The sequence below is a fragment of the Flavobacterium chungangensis genome (genome assembly GCF_042654045.1).
In the GTDB taxonomy this organism is placed as follows: domain Bacteria; phylum Bacteroidota; class Bacteroidia; order Flavobacteriales; family Flavobacteriaceae; genus Flavobacterium; species Flavobacterium chungangensis.
Genome location: NZ_JBHSFY010000024.1, coordinates 1 through 20,164, shown reverse-complemented (window position 1 = coordinate 20,164; position 20,164 = coordinate 1). Strand labels below are relative to the sequence as shown.

The 20,164-nt window shown below is 32.7% G+C and carries 21 protein-coding genes; 15 read left to right on the top strand and 6 right to left on the bottom strand.

Going from position 1 to position 20,164, the window contains the following annotated elements; genetic code table 11:
- The first annotated feature begins 33 nt into the window (after positions 1-33).
- The 9 genes from ACFO3N_RS24320 (at position 34) to ACFO3N_RS24280 (ending at position 7,794) form a co-directional block, all read left to right on the top strand.
- Positions 34-1,083, top strand: a complete 1,050-nt coding sequence (locus ACFO3N_RS24320) for a glycosyltransferase (RefSeq protein ID WP_379801427.1) — start codon at positions 34-36, stop codon at positions 1,081-1,083.
- 506 nt (positions 1,084-1,589) lie between these two features.
- A complete protein-coding gene (murB, locus tag ACFO3N_RS24315) occupies positions 1,590-2,603 on the top strand; it encodes a UDP-N-acetylmuramate dehydrogenase (RefSeq protein ID WP_379801426.1) in 1,014 nt (337 codons plus the stop codon).
- A gap of 25 nt (positions 2,604-2,628) precedes the next feature.
- Positions 2,629-3,138, top strand: coding sequence for a hypothetical protein (locus ACFO3N_RS24310; RefSeq protein ID WP_379801425.1), 510 nt, complete (start codon positions 2,629-2,631; stop codon positions 3,136-3,138).
- Between the two features lie 47 nt (positions 3,139-3,185).
- On the top strand, positions 3,186-3,800 hold the full coding sequence (locus tag ACFO3N_RS24305) for an FMN-binding negative transcriptional regulator (RefSeq protein WP_379801424.1): 615 nt from the start codon (positions 3,186-3,188) through the stop codon (positions 3,798-3,800).
- Between the two features lie 85 nt (positions 3,801-3,885).
- The gene (locus ACFO3N_RS24300; protein WP_379801423.1) at positions 3,886-4,992 is read left to right on the top strand and encodes a glycosyltransferase; all 1,107 of its coding nucleotides are present in this window, start codon (positions 3,886-3,888) and stop codon (positions 4,990-4,992) included.
- A complete protein-coding gene (locus ACFO3N_RS24295; RefSeq protein ID WP_095929424.1) occupies positions 4,983-5,534 on the top strand; it encodes an RNA polymerase sigma factor in 552 nt (183 codons plus the stop codon). The genes ACFO3N_RS24300 and ACFO3N_RS24295 overlap by 10 nt, the downstream gene beginning before the upstream one ends.
- Before the next feature lie 157 nt (positions 5,535-5,691).
- A complete protein-coding gene (locus ACFO3N_RS24290; protein ID WP_379801422.1) occupies positions 5,692-6,513 on the top strand; it encodes an energy transducer TonB in 822 nt (273 codons plus the stop codon).
- A gap of 100 nt (positions 6,514-6,613) precedes the next feature.
- Complete coding sequence (locus ACFO3N_RS24285) at positions 6,614-7,351, top strand: DUF4184 family protein (protein WP_379801421.1); 738 nt, start codon at positions 6,614-6,616, stop codon at positions 7,349-7,351.
- 62 nt (positions 7,352-7,413) lie between these two features.
- The gene (locus ACFO3N_RS24280; RefSeq protein ID WP_379801420.1) at positions 7,414-7,794 is read left to right on the top strand and encodes a PH domain-containing protein; all 381 of its coding nucleotides are present in this window, start codon (positions 7,414-7,416) and stop codon (positions 7,792-7,794) included.
- Positions 7,795-7,890: 96 nt separating this feature from the next.
- On the opposite strand, the gene ACFO3N_RS24275 is transcribed toward ACFO3N_RS24280, so the two are convergent.
- From ACFO3N_RS24275 to ACFO3N_RS24265, 3 genes are all read right to left on the bottom strand, one after another.
- Positions 7,891-8,721, bottom strand: a complete 831-nt coding sequence (locus tag ACFO3N_RS24275) for a hypothetical protein (RefSeq protein WP_379801419.1) — start codon at positions 8,719-8,721, stop codon at positions 7,891-7,893.
- Between the two features lie 239 nt (positions 8,722-8,960).
- Complete coding sequence (locus tag ACFO3N_RS24270) at positions 8,961-9,842, bottom strand: M48 family metalloprotease (protein ID WP_379801418.1); 882 nt, start codon at positions 9,840-9,842, stop codon at positions 8,961-8,963.
- A gap of 204 nt (positions 9,843-10,046) precedes the next feature.
- Positions 10,047-10,925 carry a M48 family metalloprotease gene (locus tag ACFO3N_RS24265; RefSeq protein WP_379801417.1) on the bottom strand — a complete coding sequence of 293 codons (879 nt, stop codon included), beginning with the start codon at positions 10,923-10,925 and terminating at the stop codon, positions 10,047-10,049.
- A gap of 275 nt (positions 10,926-11,200) precedes the next feature.
- Between ACFO3N_RS24265 and lipA the strand changes: the two genes are divergently transcribed.
- The 3 genes from lipA to ACFO3N_RS24250 all read left to right on the top strand — a co-directional run bounded on the left by lipA (position 11,201) and on the right by ACFO3N_RS24250 (position 15,341).
- The gene (gene lipA / locus ACFO3N_RS24260) at positions 11,201-12,067 is read left to right on the top strand and encodes a lipoyl synthase (protein ID WP_202005899.1); all 867 of its coding nucleotides are present in this window, start codon (positions 11,201-11,203) and stop codon (positions 12,065-12,067) included.
- A gap of 74 nt (positions 12,068-12,141) precedes the next feature.
- The gene (gene gap / locus ACFO3N_RS24255; protein WP_379801416.1) at positions 12,142-13,140 is read left to right on the top strand and encodes a type I glyceraldehyde-3-phosphate dehydrogenase; all 999 of its coding nucleotides are present in this window, start codon (positions 12,142-12,144) and stop codon (positions 13,138-13,140) included.
- Between the two features lie 29 nt (positions 13,141-13,169).
- Positions 13,170-15,341 carry a tetratricopeptide repeat-containing hybrid sensor histidine kinase/response regulator gene (locus ACFO3N_RS24250; RefSeq protein WP_379801449.1) on the top strand — a complete coding sequence of 724 codons (2,172 nt, stop codon included), beginning with the start codon at positions 13,170-13,172 and terminating at the stop codon, positions 15,339-15,341.
- A 24-nt stretch (positions 15,342-15,365) separates the two neighbouring features.
- Here ACFO3N_RS24250 and lpxK read toward each other — a convergent pair whose 3' ends face one another.
- Genes lpxK through ACFO3N_RS24235 form a run of 3 tightly spaced genes read right to left on the bottom strand, consistent with a single transcriptional unit; the run spans position 15,366 to position 16,892 of the window.
- On the bottom strand, positions 15,366-16,388 hold the full coding sequence (gene lpxK / locus ACFO3N_RS24245; protein ID WP_379801415.1) for a tetraacyldisaccharide 4'-kinase: 1,023 nt from the start codon (positions 16,386-16,388) through the stop codon (positions 15,366-15,368).
- A gap of 4 nt (positions 16,389-16,392) precedes the next feature.
- Complete coding sequence (locus ACFO3N_RS24240) at positions 16,393-16,674, bottom strand: Txe/YoeB family addiction module toxin (protein WP_379801414.1); 282 nt, start codon at positions 16,672-16,674, stop codon at positions 16,393-16,395.
- Positions 16,650-16,892, bottom strand: a complete 243-nt coding sequence (locus tag ACFO3N_RS24235; protein ID WP_379801413.1) for a DUF2683 family protein — start codon at positions 16,890-16,892, stop codon at positions 16,650-16,652. The genes ACFO3N_RS24240 and ACFO3N_RS24235 overlap by 25 nt, the downstream gene beginning before the upstream one ends.
- A gap of 193 nt (positions 16,893-17,085) precedes the next feature.
- Here ACFO3N_RS24235 and ACFO3N_RS24230 point away from each other — a divergent pair, with 193 nt between their 5' ends.
- From ACFO3N_RS24230 to ACFO3N_RS24220, 3 genes are all read left to right on the top strand, one after another.
- A complete protein-coding gene (locus ACFO3N_RS24230) occupies positions 17,086-18,180 on the top strand; it encodes a Nif3-like dinuclear metal center hexameric protein (RefSeq protein ID WP_379801412.1) in 1,095 nt (364 codons plus the stop codon).
- Between the two features lie 3 nt (positions 18,181-18,183).
- A complete protein-coding gene (locus tag ACFO3N_RS24225; RefSeq protein ID WP_095929412.1) occupies positions 18,184-18,963 on the top strand; it encodes a zinc ribbon domain-containing protein in 780 nt (259 codons plus the stop codon).
- A gap of 186 nt (positions 18,964-19,149) precedes the next feature.
- Positions 19,150-20,010 carry an alpha/beta fold hydrolase gene (locus ACFO3N_RS24220; RefSeq protein WP_379801411.1) on the top strand — a complete coding sequence of 287 codons (861 nt, stop codon included), beginning with the start codon at positions 19,150-19,152 and terminating at the stop codon, positions 20,008-20,010.
- Positions 20,011-20,164: the final 154 nt, after the last annotated feature.

Here is a 20,164-nt window from a genome sequence, read left to right as displayed (position 1 = left end):
TCTTTTTAATCTGTGGCAAAAAACAACAACAGAATGAAAAGGAAAATACTTTTTCTTGGAGAATCTTATCGCGCTGATGCCATCACTTGGATGAAAGGCCTGAAAGAATTTGGTGATTTTGAAATTATTACTTGGGAACTTCAAACTTCTAACAACCATAGATTCAAACGTATTTTAGAGTATTTCTTTTCTCCTCTTTCTATTCGAAAAACAATCCAGAAAGAAAAACCAGACATGGTAATTGCTGAAAGAACTACGAGTTATGGCTTTCTTGCAGCGATTTCTGGCTCTAAAACCATTGCAATCGCACAGCAAGGGCGAACCGACTTATGGCCAGAAGAATCTAAATTGTATCCTTTTAAGAAATTCATTCAAAAATATGCTTTCAAAAAAGCGCATTTAATTCATGCTTGGGGACCTGTCATGGCAATTCATATGAAAGCATCTGGAGTTGACATGAACAAGGTTCTGGTTCTTCCAAAAGGAATTGACTTATCACTTTTTACTCCATCAACAAATAATTCGAACAAAATTGAAGCGATTGTTACGCGCTCGCTTCAGCCAGAATACCGACACGATTCTATTTTAAAAGCTTTCGGAATTTTAAACCAAAAAGGAATTGATTTTTCATTAACGATTGTTGGAGACGGAACAAGACTGCAATATTTAAAAGATTTGGCGAGAAAGCTGCAAATCGAAAACAAAGTAATTTTTACAGGAAGAATCCCAAACACAGAACTTCCGAAATTACTACAGCAATCAAATATTTATATTAGCATGCCAATTACCGAAGGTGTTTCAGCCTCTTTGTTTGAGGCAATGGCTTCCAATTGTTTTCCTGTTGTTTCTGATATTCCTGGAAACCAAAGCTGGATTACACACCGAGAAAATGGTCAATTAATTACAATTGATGACACTGAAATGTTAGCCAATGAATTAATCTGGTCTTTTGAAAATCCCCAATTGCGAAATGAAGCTATTACTCGAAATAGAAAATTTGTGGAGGAAAATGCGAATTACAATATAAATATGAAAATTATTTCCTACAAATATCATAACTTGCTCAATTTTAGAACAAAGTAGCATATATGGAAACTTTTCTCTTTATTTTAATTCTTTTAATCACTCTTGCATATTGGATTTATCTTTTATCGGGAAAAAACAATAATCCAAAAAGCTTTAGATATAATGATTTATTTAATAGAAATAAATTAATAAAGCACTTAGCTTTTGCCTTTTTTTTTACAATTTTAGGAATAGTCAAACTATACACAAGTACAATACAATTATCTTATTTTGGTCCATTACTATTTATTCTTCTAATCAAATTATTCAATCCTTTTTTCCACATATTATACAATCGGGACATCATTATTGTAACACGAGGTAGCTGGCCTCAAAGAGGTAAAAATGGCATGAATATATTTGATTCTATTATTGGGATAATAATTAAATTAATATCTATATTCATTCCATTAATTTTCGACCTAAATTCACTTAAACATTTAATTTTGCTGAAAAATTAATCTAAAGGCTTTTATAACTTTGTAATTTCATACTTTTGAACTATATTAAAAAGCCTTTTATTTATGGAAATCCAATCCAATTTTTCTTTAAAAAAATATAATACTTTCGGCATTGAAGCCAATGCCAAACAATTTGTTGCCGTTCATTCTATTGCTGAATTAAAAACAGTTTTAGCAGCAAACCAAAACGAGAAAAAGTTCATTTTAGGAGGTGGAAGCAATATGCTTTTAACAAAAGATATTGATGCTTTGGTTATTCATATTGATTTAAAAGGAAAAAAAACAATTAAAGAAGACGACGATTTTGTTTGGGTTGAAAGTCAGGCCGGTGAAACTTGGCACGATTTCGTACTTTATACAATCGACAATAATTTTGGCGGATTAGAAAATATGTCTCTTATTCCTGGAAATGTCGGTACAACGCCAGTTCAGAATATTGGCGCTTATGGAACGGAAATTAAAGACACTTTCGTTTCTTGCGAAGCCATGAATATTGAAACTCAGGAAATGAGAACTTTCAACAATGCTGAATGTAATTTTGGCTACCGCGAAAGCATTTTCAAACATGAAGTAAAAGACCAATATATTATTACTTCGGTTATTTTTAAATTGACCAAACGCAATCATAAAATCAACACCTCTTACGGAGATATTTTGGCTGAATTGGCTAAAGCCAACATTACAGAACCAACATTAAAAGATGTAAGCAATGCTGTAATCGCTATTAGACAAAGTAAATTGCCAGATCCGAAAGAACTCGGAAATAGTGGAAGTTTCTTCAAAAATCCGATTTTATTGAAATCTGATTTTGAGAAAATCCACCAAAAATTCCCAGAAATGAAGTTTTACGAAGTTTCAGAAACCGAAGTAAAAGTTCCTGCCGGCTGGCTGATTGAACAAGCAGGTTTTAAAGGAAAACGTTTTGGAGATGCTGGAGTTCATAAAAACCAAGCTTTAGTTTTAGTAAATTACGGAAACGCAACAGGACAGGAAATTTTAGCTGTTTCAAAAGAAGTTCAGAAAACCGTTTTTGAAACTTTTGGCATTCAAATTGAAGCAGAAGTAAATGTGATTTGAAAACTTCATTAATTAAAATTTTTTAATGAAAAAACTAAATTTAGGAATTCTTCTTATTCAATTCTTAGGAATGATCTTCCTAATTAACGGCATTTACCAATTGCGATTATATACGGCCGCCGAAAAAGTTATTTGTATAAAAAATCAATTTCAATTTCAAAAATCAGAAAACTGGGATTCATTATTCCCTACAAATAAAGATGTTCTAAATTTCTGGCCAAGTATCTACATTTGGATATTTTTCGGTTTATTAATTGGAATTTTCTATGTTACCTTTCTAAATTGGAAAAGTAAACTTTCGTCTATCAATACTATTCTATTAGCAATAGCTTTATATGTTCTTTTGAGACTAAAATTTTTTAGAAGAGAAATATTTTCACATCTTTTTCGACCACTTAGAGTTTTGCTTTCAGATGATTTTGCTACACAATGCTTAATCGAAGGAATTATTTTTACACTTATTGGCGTTGCTATTATTTACTTTAGCGTCAATTCGAAATTATTTAATTTAAAAAAAGAAGAGACTGATCATTAAATCATTAAAATACTTCCTTAAATTCTCTGACATAAAACAAAATAAAGATGTATACACCCAATTTATACAAAAATGAAAATCCTGAGGAAATCAGAGCTTTTTTGAAAGAAAATAGTTTTGGAATCCTGATTAATCAGACCAACGGAAAATTATGCGCTACTCATATTCCGATAGAATTGGAAGTGAATGCTGACGGAAAAGAAATCTTGCAAGGACATATTTCAAAACTGAATCCACAAGCGGAAGGCTTTAAAGAAAACGATGAGATTTTGGCCGTTTTTACAGGTCCGCACAGTTACATTTCTTCTTCTTGGTATGATCATGAAAATGTGCCAACTTGGAATTACATAGCTGTACATGTTTACGGAAGAATCAAAATTGTGGATTACGAAACTTCTGTAGAACAACTGAAAAAACTTGTAGATAAATACGAAGCAAATTCTAAAAATCCAGTACGAGTTGAAGATTTATCTGAAAAAACAATGCGCGAAGCCAGAGGGATTTTTGGTTTTGAAATCGAAATTGACGAAATTCAAGCCACAAAAAAACTCTCTCAAAACCGCGACGATCATAATTACAAAAACATAATTTCGGAATTGGAAAAAACCGAAAACCCTCAGTCTATTGCTGTTGCAAAAGAAATGTCAAAATGCCGAAAGTAAATCGGTTTTGGTCATTGAAATTATCGAATTGATAAGTACATTTGCAGTCGCAGAACGTGAAAATTAATAGAATCAAATAAATCAGATGCTTATATACATATTTTACTTTTTTATTGCTATTGTCGTAGTTCAATTATTTTATTATTTAGGAGTTTTTGGGAAATTTGCTTTTGCTAAGCCGCAGCAAATTAAGCCTAAAAATCTTCCAGTTTCTGTAATTGTTTGCGCTAAAAACGAAGAAGAGAATGTAAAAAAATACGTTCCGATTTTGGCACAGCAAGATTATCCAGATTTTGAAATTGTCTTAATTGACGACGCCTCTAGCGACGAAACTCTTGAAGTTTTTGAAGAATTTGAAAAAGAATTCTCTAATATCCGTTTGGTAAAAGTCGAAAATAACGAGGCTTTCTGGGGAAATAAAAAATACGCTTTAACGCTTGGAATAAAAGCGGCAAAGAAAGATTATTTGCTTTTTACAGATGCAGATTGTTTCCCAAGTTCAAAAGACTGGATTACTTCTATGACTTCTCATTTTACCATGAACAAAACAATAGTTTTAGGATATGGAGGTTATGAAAAAGTAGAGCGTTCATTTTTAAATAAAATTATTCGCTTTGAAACAGTTTTAACTGCAATACAATATTTTTCTTGGGCAAAAATGGGACTTCCTTATATGGGAGTTGGCAGAAATCTTGCTTATAAAAAAGAAGAGTTTTTTAATGTAAATGGTTTTATTGACCACATTCAGATTCGTTCTGGCGATGACGATTTATTCATCAATCAGGCCGCAAATAAAACAAATACGACTATTTCTTATACACCTGAAAGTTTTACCTATTCAAAACCTAAGACCACTTACAAGGAATGGTTTACTCAGAAAAGAAGACATATTTCTACCGCAGAACATTATAAGTTCTTTGATAAAATGCAGTTAGGATTATTCTTCATTTCACAATTATTTTTCTTTTTATTAGTTATTGTATTATTAGCATTTCAATTCCAATGGATTGCCGTATTAGCAATTTTAGCAACACGCTATACGGTTGTATGGACCGTAATTGGATTTTCAGCAGGAAAATTAAAAGAAAAAGATATTAAAATTTGGTTTCCAGTTGTTGAGATAGCGCTTATATTAACGCAAATTAATATCTTTATAACTAATATCTTTTCAAAACCCGTATATTGGAAATAAATTCTAAAATAGAAAAAGCAAAAAAAGGCGATCAGATCGCCTTTACTTTTTTATTAGATCATTATTGGAATGAGGTGTATTCGTTTATGCTCAAACGAACCGAAAACGAAACCACCGCAGAAGATATTACCATAGAAACCTTCTCTAAAGCTTTTGACAAAATAGCTTCTTATAATTCAGAATTTCAGTTTAACACCTGGCTTATTGCAATTGCAAAAAATGTCTATATTGATTTGCTTCGAAAAAAGAAAACCAATCTTTTTATAGAAATCACAGACAATGAAGACCAACAGGCATATAATATTGCCGACCCTACTCCATCTGCAGAAGATGCTTTAATTAAAGAACAGAATCTTTCTCGTCTGCTTCTATGCATCAAAGAGCTTAAACCACACTACCAAGAAGTAATTCAGCTTCGTTATTTTCAGGAAATGTCTTATCAGGAAATTGCCGTTAAGATAAACGAACCCTTAAGTAGCGTTAAAGTGAAACTTTTGCGAGCTAAAAAATTATTAGCCGAAATTATCGAACGTAACAGATAATTTATTATCTTTAAATAAAGAATAAACAATTACTCGTTTTATTCTTAAAATAAACAGATTTCCATAATACTAAAACTGCAACTTTTACGTTGTTAGCTCAAACCTAAACCTTTTCTGCGTATGATTTAAAGTTACTTAACCTTAAAACCCAAAAATTATGTCTAAATTAAGCATTTATGAAAACAAGTGGACCGATCTTGTTTTCGAGAACAAAAACAAAGAATACGGTGCTTATCAGCTACGTCAGGAGAATTCCAAAAACTCTGTTACAGCTCTCTTTATGGGTTTATTGTTAATAACGGCTTTAGGAAGTGCACCGGTACTTATTAGCAAAATTACAACTTCAACTGTCGAAGTTGAGCCAGAACCTAAGATCTACGAACCAACGATTGTACATGTTGATCCAATTGTTGTGCCGCCACCGCCAGCTCCGCCTGCACCTGTGGTTGAACAGAGTTCAGCTCCAAAAACAGATGCAATACAGCTAACAAATCCTGTAGTTACGAGAACACAAGATGCAGTTGAAAATATTGCAGCAAATACAGAAAATGTGCCTGCTACAGACAATAATACAACTGGAAATGGGCCTGCAATTAATGCAATGCCTTCTTCTGGAGGAAATGGAGATGTTGCTTCGGTTGCGCCGCCAACCAACGATCCTGTTTCTGTTGCGGTTCTGGATAAGCTTCCAGAATTCCCAGGTGGAATCGCACAGTTTTACAAGTATGTTGGAAACAATTTCCGCAGACCAGAACTTGATGTAGAAAAAACATTAAGAGTGTATGTATCGTTTGTAGTTGAAAAAGACGGATCACTTACTGACATTATGGTAAAAAATGATCCTGGTTACGGAGTGGGAAAAGAAGCGATTAGAGTTCTTAAATCATTGAAAACAAAATGGGTTCCAGGAATTCTAGACGGAAAACAAGTGAGAACTGCATACAACCTTCCTATCACAATAAAAACAGAAGTCGAATAATATAAATATTTTGAAAAGTGAAAAAGCAGAACTTAGGTTCTGCTTTTTTGTTTACATTTAATTCATCAATCAAACCCTAGCTAATTAAAATTCAACTTTAATGCCTTTTACATTTTCGCACCCTGCAATAATTCTTCCTTTAAGATATTTACCAAAATCATGGTTTTCTTTAACAGCATTAATAATCGGAAGTCTTACTCCTGATTTCGAATATTTTCTCCGCATGAAGGTTAAAAGCGATTACAGCCATACTCTAAATGGTGTATTCTGGTTTGATTTACCTTTTGCTCTTTTACTAACTTTTCTCTTTCATAATTTAACTCGAAATCTCTTATTTCAAAATCTGCCATTTTTTATAAAAAACAGAATTATAATTTTTACAGATTTTGACTGGAATACTTATTTTAAAAGAAATTGGTTTATCGTTCTAACCTCTTTGTTAATTGGAATATTTTCTCATCTTTTCTGGGATGCTTTTACACACAAACACGGTTATTTTGTCAATCAATTAGATGCTTTTCAAAACATCGTATCAGTATTTGGAGTAGAAATTCCGTTTTGGAAAATAGCTCAGCATTCAAGCACTCTTTTTGGAATTATTGTTATAGTATATGCCTTCTCTAAACTTCCAAAAGTTTTTTATCCCCAAGCCGCCATTAACAAACTATATTGGAGTGCTGTTATTTTATTTACTGCTACAATTATATCAATGAGATTTGCATTAAATCCAAAAGCTTTAAATATTGGAAATTTAATTGTCACTTTTATAGCGTCCTTTTTAATTGCAATAACAGTAGTCCCGTTAATAATAAAATTTAAATCCAACCAAAAAAAATAACAAAATCGACTACATTTACTACTTCAAAATAGAAATCATTTTAACTAAATTAAAACAGAATAATGGGAATATTTTCAGCAATTCTTGGCAATGCAGGTGCTGTAAGCCAAGAAGATTTAATTAAAAAATATGGACAGCTTTTAACTACAAATGAAGAAATCGAAATGGGTTTTAAACTTATTCGCGATACTTTTATTTTTACCAACAAAAGATTAATCTTAGTTGATGTACAAGGAATTACAGGAAGCAAAACAGAATACAAATCTATTGGATATAAAAGCATTACTCGCTTTAGCGTAGAAACAGCTGGAACTTTTGATCTGGATGCCGAATTGAAAATTTGGGTTTCAAGCGAACAACATCCAAGTATTGTAAAACAATTTACTAAATCGGTTAATGTTTATGAAGTGCAAAAAATATTAGCACATCACGTTTTAGGATAAGACAATAAAAAAATCCAATAAGCAGGAAATTCCAGCTTATTGGATTTTTTATTTAAAATATAATTCTATTATAAGATTAGAACTAAAACCTTAAAATTAATCTACACTCGTAGCCACAATGTAAGTATAAGGTCCGTAAGCTCCAGTATATCCATTCATGGATGTAATTGAGAAAGTTGAGGGAGAAGCTTTAACATTAGGAGGAAGACCGACATAACAATAAGCCCATTCATAAATAGTTGTATTACCAGAGGCGCCAGACAGATCTATAAAAACCGAACCGGTACCATACTTATCCATTACAGTATCCGAATAAAGATCAGGAATTATAATAGAATTTAATGTTATACCATTAGCAAGAGGAACTTTTGCATTTGGATTTGTACTACTTGTTGAGAAAAAAATTGACGAAAACTTTCCTGTTGGATTTGATGAACCTCCAATCTGAATCCAGGTTCCAAATTCTAACCTCCATTTTCCTGGAGCTAAGGTGATAGTACAGCCTGTATACCCAACAAACTGATCACCTCCATTACCTCCAACCATAATTGGAGTTGCTGCAAAAGCTGCCTGTGGCACATAACCATTAATTACGGTTAACTTACTTGGCTGCCAAGTTGCCACACCATTTCCATCACTTGTCAACACTTTCCCTTTAGCCTGATTTCCATCTACTATTTTAATAGCAGAAATGGGCGTAGCCAAAGTACCACCACTATTAATCTCTAATGTATTTGTAGCATCTGTTGTTATTTTTGTAGGCTTAATTAAAGTCCCACCCAATTGCACGTCTCCACCAACGGCAGATACACCATTACTTGTACCAGTATTAACCGTGATTTTTTCACCATAAGTTGTCACTACTGTTTTCTGTGCCATCAAAAATGTGCTTTGAGCTAATAATAGCACATAAATTACTTTTTTCATCCTTTACTTATTTTTTGAAATTAAATATTTTACTTATTGTTTTTTAAAAGCAGAAATGCCTTTAAATCAGAGTGCAAAAGTATTTAGACGGCCAACCTTTTTTAGTCCTTAGAAGACATTATTGTGTTAAATCAAGGTAATTTTCAAACTCATACGGAAATTTTCTGCAACTACAGAAAAGCAAAAAACCCGATAAGTTTGAAGAAACTATCGGGTTTTTATTTTATCCAGAAATAATATTATTTCTTTTTAGCAGTAGTAGTTTTTTTCTTTGTGGTTGTTGTTGCTTTTTTAGTTGTAGTGGCTGCAGGAACTGTATTTACAATCTTTTGTTGCACATACGGTTTATACAAACCATCTTTTTCTGCTCTTTTCTTAGCTTCATCTGCTCGTTTCTGTGAATCTGGATGCGAGCTCATCATTTGATCAATAAAAGAAGCTTGAGATCCTTCGCTCATTTTTGCCAAAATCCTAAAAGCAGATTCTTCAGCATTTACATCGTAACCATTTTTCTTCATAAAATTGTAAGCAAATAAATCTGCCTCAGATTCTTGTTTACGGCTGTATTTACTATCAATAATTGCGCTTCCAATTTTCCCAAGCTGACTATCTGTAACTGTCGCCACTGTTGCTGACTGAGAAGCTACTCCATCCATTAAAGCTTCTTTTTGGTAAGCCGCGCGAATAGCATCTCTCGAATCATTGTTTGCTACGTGTCCGATTTCATGCCCAATTACAGCAATTAATTCATTGTCATCCATAATATCCATTAAACCTGAATATACGCGAACGCTTCCATCTGCAGTTGCAAAAGCATTTACTTCTTTCAACTTATAAACTTTATAATTTAAAGTAAATCCGTCACCAGAAGCATGTTTTCCAAAAACTCGATTTAATCTTAAAGTATAACCATCTGATGGCCCAGCAATTTCATGCTCTGCATCTAATTTATCAACTGCTTCTTTAGACAATTTTGCTGCATCAGCATTACTAAAAGTAAAACCTGTAACTCCTTTCTGAACTGCGCCAATTGCCTTATCACCAAAATTAATCTGCGCAGTCATTTTAGTTAAACCAAATGCTGCAAATAAAAGTCCCGCTATTATAAATTTCTTTTTCATATTTTTTACAATTACAATTTAACAACAAATGTAAATAACAAAAATGCTATTTCATTTCACATCAGACTTGTTTTTCATCAATTAAAGGTATAAAATTTTAACAAACTCAATAACAATATTCTAACTATTATCCAGAATAAGAACAAACAAAAAACCGATAAACTCTTTTAGGAATTTATCGGTTTTTAAAATTTTATAAAATACTTACTTTTTTTTAGTTGCTGTTTTTTTAGCAGTTGTTTTAGTCGTAGTTGTTTTAGTTGTAGGTGTTACTGGTGCAGTATTTACAATTTTCTGTTGCACATACTCTTTATATAACCCATCTTTTACTGCTCGCTTCCTAGCATCATCAGCTCTTTTACCAGAATCTGGATGTGAACTCATCATTTTAGTAAGGAAAGATGACTCTCCTCCTTCACTTAATTTTTGTAAAATTCTAAGACAAGATTCTACCGCATTGACATCGTAGCCATTTTTCTTCATAAAATCATATGAAAACAAATCTGCTTGAGATTCTTGCTTTCTGCTATGTTTGCTATCAATCATTGCTCTTCCTAATTTCCCTACTTGAGTTTTAGACAAGGCATTAATTGTGCCAGACTGCGATTTAGCCACATCTATTAAAACATCTTTTTTATATGCCGCCTTAACAGCATCTTTCGTATCGTGATTAACAACATGGCCAATTTCGTGTCCGATCACAGCTAATAATTCATTATCATCCATAATATTCATTAGTCCAGCAAAAACGCGAACACTCCCATCTGCCATGGCAAAAGCATTAATATCCTTTACCAAATAAACTTTATAATTTAAATTAACTCCCTCACTTGAAACATGTTTTCCAAATAATCGATTTAATCGAATTGCATAACCACTCGTTGGGTCTGCAACTGGATTAGCGGCGTCCATTTCAACAATTGCTTGCTGCGCTATTGCTGCAGCATCTGCATCGCTAAATGTTAAACCTATAAGAGCTTTGTCAAGAGTGCTCATTTCTTTTTTACTCGAATCATCTTGCGCATTCATCGTTGTAAAACTGAACATCGCTAATAAAATTCCTAAAACAACAACCTTTTTCATTCTATTCTAAATAATTAAATTTAGATGCAAAAGTAGTTCGGACACAAAAACATCATTGTCCCAAATAGCTACATTTATAATAGAATACGGTAGAATTTAAAAGAGAAAAACAAAATGATTAGGTAAGATTTAAAAGACAAATTTTAAATATCATCTAAAAATGATCATTACCAATTGATTTTAACAATCTTAAATAATATTTTACATACACGAAAAGCAAATAAACATCTCCAAATAAACTACATTCCGTATCTTTGCACTTTGAACATTGATATATGGAAACAGTCACTGAAAATATACAGACCACAAAACCAAAGTGGTTAAAAGTAAAATTACCTATTGGACAAAAATATACTGAACTTAGAGGTTTAGTTGATAAATATAGTTTAAATACCATTTGTACTTCTGGAAGTTGCCCTAATATGGGCGAATGTTGGGGTGAAGGAACGGCAACTTTCATGATTTTAGGAAATGTTTGTACGCGTTCTTGCGGTTTCTGCGGTGTAAAAACAGGCAGACCAGAAACGGTAGATTGGGATGAGCCTGAAAAAGTAGCTCGTTCTATTAAAATCATGAATATCAAACATGCTGTTATCACTAGCGTTGACAGAGACGATATTAAAGATGGTGGTTCTATCATTTGGATGGAAACCGTGAGAGCCATCAGAAGAATGAACCCTCAAACTACTCTTGAAACTTTGATCCCAGATTTTCAAGGAATTGAAAGAAACCTTGATCGTATTGTAGAAGCAAATCCTGAAGTTGTTTCGCATAACATGGAAACTGTACGACGTTTGACTCGAGAAGTTCGTATTCAAGCTAAATATGACAGAAGTTTAGAAGTACTTCGTTATCTGAAAGAAAAAGGAATCAACAGAACAAAATCTGGAATTATGCTTGGTCTTGGAGAAACTGAAGAAGAAGTTTTCCAGACTATGACAGATTTAAGAAATGCAAATGTTGATGTTGTAACAATTGGACAGTATTTACAGCCAAGCAAAAAACATCTTCCTGTAAAAGAATTCATTACACCTGAACAATTTGCCAGATATGAAAAATTTGGTCTTGAGTTAGGTTTCAGACATGTTGAGAGCGGACCTCTTGTTCGTTCTTCATATAAAGCTCAAAAACATATTTTATAAAAAAGTTTAATCGTTTAATCGTTTAATTGTAAAACCGATTAAACGATTAAACAGTTAAACGAATAAATAAAAAATTGAAAACAAGAATTGCTATTAATGGATTTGGAAGAATTGGAAGAAATTTATTTCGATTGCTTTTAAATCACCCCGAAATCGAAGTCGTTGCTATAAATGACATTGCAGACAACAAAACCATGTCGCATTTAATTAAATATGACAGTATTCACGGTGTTTTGAAGGCCGAAGTAAGTCATGACGAAAATAGTATCATTGTAGACGGAAGGCATTTTTTCTTTTTTCATGAAAAAAACATTTCAAACATAGACTGGAAGTCGCATTCGGTTGACATTGTGATTGAATCGACAGGTAAATATAAAACGCATGAAGAATTAAATGCGCATCTGGAAGCTGGAGCAAAAAAAGTAATTCTTTCGGCTCCATCAGAAGTTGACACGATCAAAACGGTAGTTCTTGGTGTAAACGAACATATTTTGGATGGAAACGAAGATATAGTTTCTAATGCAAGCTGTACAACGAATAATGCTGCTCCGATGATCAAAATTATCGAAGAATTGTGCGGAATTGAGCAAGCTTACATTACCACTATACATTCTTTCACGACAGACCAAAGTCTTCATGACCAGCCACATAAGGATTTACGCCGTGCGAGAGGTGCCAGCCAGTCGATTGTTCCAACAACTACAGGTGCAGCTAAGGCATTAACAAAAATTTTTCCTAAATTGCACAATAAAATGGGTGGCTGTGGTATTAGAGTCCCAGTTCCAGACGGTTCATTAACAGACATAACCTTCAATGTAAAACGTGCCGTAAGCATTGAAGAAATAAATAAAGCATTCCAACAAGCCTCAAAGACAAATTTAAAAGGGATATTAGATTATACCGAAGATCCGATTGTTTCGGTTGATGTAATTGGCAACACACATTCTTGTTTATTTGATGCACAGCTAACTTCGGTTATCGATAAAATGGTAAAAGTTGTAGGCTGGTATGATAATGAGATTGGCTATTCATCAAGATTGATTGATTTAATTTTACTGATAAGAAAAAAATAAGATTCATTGTAATAGCGTTGCCATACATGATGAAATACTATCTTTTTATTGTTGTTTGTTTTTTAAACTCATTTTTGTATTCTCAAGCTAAAAAGAATACGGATAGTGTTACCTATTATAACAAGCTGGCTAATTCCAACCTTAACAATAAAAAGTTTGATCAGGCGGTTTATTACACCGAAAAGTCTATTAATTTCTGCGAAGAAAATGGCAAAAAAGAGAATTTGGCCAATCAGACTTTTAAGCTCGGAAAAATCTATTACAACCAGAGAAAATTTGAAGATGCTTTAAAAAACTTCCATAAAACAGTTTCTTTATTTGACACCTTAAAACCAAGCTGTACAAAAGTTTTGGCATTGCATTATATTGGCGTAACCAATACCGCAAAAGGTGATTACAAAACGGCTAACGTTTATTACACAAAAGCCAAAGATTTACTCAAAAATCTGAACATCAATGACAACGCAGAAACATTAAATTATCAGAAAGCTTTAGCATTTAAAACCAATAACGATCTTAAATCGGCTATAAAGACTTTTAAAGCGATCACTAAAAAACCAGACAACAATGCAATTATAAAAACCAAAATAGATACCTATTATCAGCTTGGTTTAATTGAAGGGCAACTTAAAAGAAACGATTCTGCAATTATATATTTTAACAAAGCCTTAGATTACAATGACAAAATCAATGATTTCCCGAAGAAATCGAAAATCGTTTTAGCCATAAGCCAATACTACAAACAAAATAAAAACTATGATCTGGCATATTCCTATCTAGACGAGCATTATCAGCTGGAAAATTATATGCTAAAACTAAAAAATGCCAAAATTGATTTGGATGAATTTCAAAAATTCAAAAAAAATCAATCTTTAAGCAACACAATTAAGAAAGAAAGCGAAGAAAAATTTCAACTTAAAACATATCGCTATTCTAAATTGGTTAGTATTTTGGCAATTGCTTTGATTTCGATTTTATCCCTTTTGAGTTTAGCGCTATACAAAAACAATATCATCAGAAACCAGAACAATTTATTGCTTCGGGAAAAGAATAAAGAATTGATTCTGGCCAAAAACAAAGCAGAAAAAGCATCAAAAGCAAGATCTGAATTTTTGTCTACAGTAAGCCATGAACTCCGGACACCTTTGAATGCAATTAACGGAATTACCCATATTCTACTGGAAGACAAACCGAAGAAAAAACAATTAAAATACTTAGAATCTTTAAAATTCTCTGGGAATTATTTGACCACTTTTATCAACGAAATCTTAGAGATCAACAAAATTGATTCGACTAAAGTCGAAGTTGAAAATATCAGTTTTAATCTTAAAGAACTGCTTTTTAACATTCAAAGTTCATTAAAAGAATTGGCAACCGCCAATAAGAATTACTTCAATCTAGAAATAGATAAAACCATTCCTGATAATCTAATTGGAGACCCAACCAAATTATCTCAGATTATATTAAACTTAATCAACAATGCTTTAAAATTTACTCAGAACGGCCACGTAAATGTTATCGCAAAACTGTACTCTCAGGAAGAAGAAAATGCAACGGTTTATTTCGAAATTGTCGACACTGGAATCGGAATTCCTGAAGACAAACTTCAATCTGTTTTTGAGAGCTTTTCTCAAGGTTCTATCGAGGTAAACAGAAAATATGGAGGAACAGGTCTTGGTCTTACAATTGTAAAAAAATTAATAGAACTTTTAGGAGGTGAAATAAAATTAAAAAGTGAAGTAGGTAAAGGTTCTACATTTACCTTCAAGCTAAACTTCAAAATCAATAATGAACCATTGGAAGTAATCGAAGAAGTAAAACCCTATAATGACAAACAATTGAAAAACAAATCTATTTTATTGATTGAGGACAACAAGATCAATCAAATGATCACTCGCAAAATGTTGGAAAACAAAAATATCACTTGCGAAATTGTTGACAATGGAGAAGATGCTGTCGAACTTTTAAAAGTTAAACGCTTTGACATGATTTTAATGGATGTTCATCTTCCTGGAATTAACGGAACGACAGCTACCAAATTGATTCGCGAATTTGATAAAGCGACTCCAATTATCGCATTAACAGCTATTTCGCTTGACGAAAACCGAGATATGCTTCTTTCTTTCGGAATGGATGATGTCATTACAAAACCTTTTGTTCCAGATGATTTCTATACTACTATTGCAAAGTTTTTTGATTAACTGAGACACTAAGTTTCTGAGATGCTAAGATTTTGAGTTTTCTTTTACATACTCTAAAATCGTTGCATCAAAATCTTGCTGATGGTTGATGAAAGAGCTTTTTATTGGCAAATAATACAATTGATCTACTAACTCAGAATCTTTCAGTCTTACATAATCTTTTTCGGTGGTGATTATTTTTCTTCCGTTTGCTTTATTTCGAATTGAATTTAAGTCTGCATCAGAAAAATGATGATGATCTGGAAAAGTCAAGCATTCATCACTTTCATTTTTCAGGTAGTCAAAAAATGGTTTTGGTTTTGCAATTCCAGCCAGCAGCAATTTTGATTCAGATTTGATTTCGCTAACGGCAATTTTTTCGTTTTTACCATAAATGACCATATCGTAATCTATAAAAGTAAAAAAGACTTTCTGACTGCTTTTCAACTTCAACTTTAATCTAATCTCCGTTTGTTCTTCTTCTGTTAAAATTTTAGGACATTTTGTAACAACTACTATACTCGCTCTTTCTGCTCCGCTCCTGCTTTCGCGCAAATTCCCTGTTGGCAACATAAAATCGTCTGCATATAAATCACCATAAGAAGTCAGTAAAATATAAAAACCAGCTTTTACTTTTCGGTGCTGATAGGCATCATCCAACAGCACAATTTCTGGCTTTTCGTTTTGAGAAAGTAATTGCTGAATTCCGTTTGTGCGATTGGTATCTACGGCAACCATTATATTTGGAAATTTTTGATAAAACTGAAAAGGTTCATCTCCCAAAATTTCGGCATTCGAATTTTCATTAGCCAAAACAAACCCCTCTGACTTTCGTTTATAACCGCGGCTTAAAGTGGCAACTTTATATTTATCAGACAACAATCGAATTAAGTATTCTATTTGTGGTGTTTTACCGGTTCCGCCAACACTTAAATTTCCAACAGCAATAACTGGCAGATCGAATGAAGTGGATTTTAGAATTCCTTTATCAAAAAGAAAATTACGGATTGAAGTAATGAATCCGTATAAAATGGCGAAAGGGAAAAGTAATTTTCGAAGTAAGTTCATAGAATTATTTATCTGAATAATGCCCCATTGCAGAGATTACAAAAACGGTTACGATATCTTCCTGAACTTTATATATAATCCTGTCTTTAGAATTTATTTCTCGAGACCAAAACCCGCTCAATCCATATTTTAATGCTTCTGGTTTCCCAACACCTTCAAAAGGCGTTTCGCTAAGCTCTTCTAAAATTTGACTAATTTTTTTAATACTTGCCTGATTACCTGCTTTGAAATGTTTTTTTAAATGTAACTCTGCTAATTTTTCTATTTTAAGCCTAAACTTCCCCATACATCTTTTGGATCAACTTCTTTATATTCACCTCTTTTGTCTGCTTCTAATACCATATTTACAAATTCGGGATTATAGGGACTTTTTTCCGTTTTAAGCTCTTTAGAATCTGTTTCAATAATTTCAATTTCCTCAAAACCTTTAAAACTATCAAACATGGCGATAAAAGCTTTCCCTATCTTAGTACGTTCGTTTATTTTTACAGTTAGCGTTTTCATAGTTCTTAATTTAAACACAAAGATACAAAATAAGTAGTACTGGTAATATGATCTTATTTGCGTTACTAATTTTCATAACACAATATCACTGAAATATTTTAAGGTTAATACGTTTATTCGTTAATTTGTTTTAAAGTTTCAATTTGCACAACACTACGAAACCTGAAACTTGAAACTTGAAACAAAATTAAAAATGAAAATCAAAAATATTATATCGGCTCTTGAAGAAATGGCTCCTTTGGCTTATGCCGAAGATTTTGACAATGTTGGACTTTTAGTCGGAGATTCTGAAACCGAATCTACTGGAGTTTTAGTCTGTCATGATGCCTTAGAAAGTGTTATTGACGAAGCTGTTGCTAAAAACTGTAATCTAGTCGTTTGTTTTCACCCGATATTATTTTCTGGAATTAAAAAAATTACAGGCAAAAATTATGTGGAACGCGCTATTTTAAAAGCGATCAAAAACGATATTGCTATTTATGCTGTTCATACCGCACTTGACAATCATTTGCAAGGCGTAAATAAAATTTTCTGCGATGCATTAGGATTGACAAATACTAAGGTTTTGATTCCGAAACAAAATTTCATTCAAAAATTAGTCACTTTTACCGTTCCAGATAATGCTGATAAAGTTCGAAATGCCATGTTTGAAGCTGGAGCCGGAACAATTGGGAACTATGACAATTGCAGTTTCAACACGCAGGGCTTTTTTACTTTTCAAGGAAATGAAGACAGCAATCCTGTAATTGGAGAAAAAGGAAAACTGCATACAGGAGAAGAAATTAAAATTGAAGTAGTTTTTGAAAAACATCTTCAGTACAGAATTTTAAAAGCGCTTTTTGCGAATCATATTTACGAAGAAGTCGCTTATGAGATCTACGATTTAAAGAATGCTCACCAAAATATTGGTTTAGGAATGATTGGCGAGTTTGAAACTGAAATGGATGAAAAAGATTTCCTTGTTTCTGTAAAAGAAAAAATGATTGCCGACGGAATTCGACATTCTGCTTTTTTAGGTAAAAAAATAAAAAAAGTTGCTGTTTTGGGAGGATCCGGAAGTTTTGCCATAAAAAATGCAATTCAGGCTGGAGCCGACGCTTTTTTGACTGCCGATTTGAAGTATCACCAGTTTTATGAAGCTGAAAACAAGCTACTTTTGGCAGATATTGGTCATTTTGAGAGCGAACGCTATACAAAAAATTATATTGTTGATTATCTTCGAAAAAAAATTCTTAATTTTGCAATCATTTTATCGGAAGAAAATACAAATCCAGTTAAGTACTTATAGAATATGACGAATACGAAAGAATTAAGTGTTGAGGACAAGTTAAGAGCAATATACGATTTACAGCTTATTGACTCTAGAATTGACGAAATCAGAAACGTTAGAGGAGAACTTCCTTTAGAGGTTGAAGATTTAGAAGATGAAGTTGCAGGTTTGAGCACTCGTTCAGAAAAACTGAAAGGTGAACTTGAAGTGATTGAGGAGCAAATCAAAGCAAAGAAAATTGCTATTGAGGAGCATAAAGAGGTTATCAAGAAGTACACTAAACAACAAGAATCAGTACGTAACAACAGAGAATTTAATTCTTTGACAAAAGAAGTTGAATTTCAAGAATTAGAAATTCAATTGGCTGAAAAGCAAATCAAAGAAATGAAAGCTTCTATCGAGCACAAAAAAGAAGTTATTTCTAATTTAAAAGAAAAACTTGATGCTAAAAGCTCTCATTTAAAACATAAAAAATCTGAGTTAGATGCTATCATGGCTGAAACTCAGAAAGAAGAAACATTCTTAACTGAAAAATCTGCTGAATTTGCTTCACAAATCGAAGACAGATTATTAGCAGCTTACAACAGAATCAGAAGCAGTGTTCGTAACGGATTAGCTGTAGTTTCTATCGAAAGAGGAGCTTCTGCTGGATCTTTCTTTACAATTCCGCCACAAACTCAGGTTGAAATTGCTTCAAGAAAGAAAATCATCACTGATGAGCACTCTGGAAGAATTTTAGTTGATACTCAGTTAGCTGAAGAAGAAAAAGAAAAAATGGAACAATTGTTCGCAAAATTCTAAATATCAAGTCCCGATTAAATCGGGACTTTTTTTTTGCCTTTACTTTTGCCTTTACTTTTGCTACTCTCGATAGTTATCGGGATAAAAGGAATAGCACACATTAAATTATTCTTATGCTGAATAAAATCTTTTTAATCGTTTTAATCTGTGGCAAAACATTTTTTACCTTTAGAAAAAATTTAAGTTTTGGGAATTAAAAAAGGCATTCGTTTTATTACATTAAAATCAGTCGGATCTTATATTAATTTTTTGAGTTATGTGCGTCCGCAAAAAGCAATGGAGCTTTCTTATGCTCTTTTTAGCCAACCGCGAATTGGCCGATTGAAAAAAGAAGAACTTCCGAAAGTTTTGCGACATACAGAAACAGAAACGTTTCATCATAACGAACATCATTTTCAAACCTACATCTGGAAAGGAAATCAAACCAAAATTCTCTTAGTTCACGGTTGGGAAAGCAATGCTGCGCGATGGAAAAAAACATTACCTCACCTTCAAAAATCCGGAAGCACTATTATTGCCATTGACGCTCCAGCTCATGGACAAAGCAGCGGAAAAGAATTTAATGTGCCGCTTTATGCTGAATTTATCAATAAAGCAGTAGAAAAATACCAGCCAGAAATTATTATAGGACATTCTATTGGCGGTGCAGCCTGCGTTTATCATCAGTATTTGTTTCCGAATAGCAGCATTAAAAAAATGGTTGTTCTTGGTGCACCTTCTGATTTAAAGACCTTGATCGACAATTATATTGCGATGCTTAGTTTGAACAGAAAAATGCTACCTCTTCTAGAAACTAAATTTGTAAATCGTTTCAACTTTAAGCTGGAAGATTTTTCAGGACAAAAATTTGCCTCTCAATTTACTATTCCAGGTTTTATTGCTCATGATACTTCAGATAAAATCGTAGCTTTTGAAGAAGGAAAAAAAATAGCCAACAGCTGGAAAAACAGTCAGTTTATTGAAACCTCAGGTCTAGGCCACGGAATGCATGATGATGAATTGTATGATAAGGTAATTGAGTTTCTTTTTTCTGAAGGTTCAAAGTAGCAGAGATTCAAAGGGACAAAGGTTTCTCTTTTTGTCATCCTGATTTCTATGATAAAACCAAATCTTTTTCATAAAAGGTTTGGTTTTTTATTACCGCAAAAACTCGATGGATTATTTTGTTTCTCACGGCATTTAAAACACTCATTTTATTTTT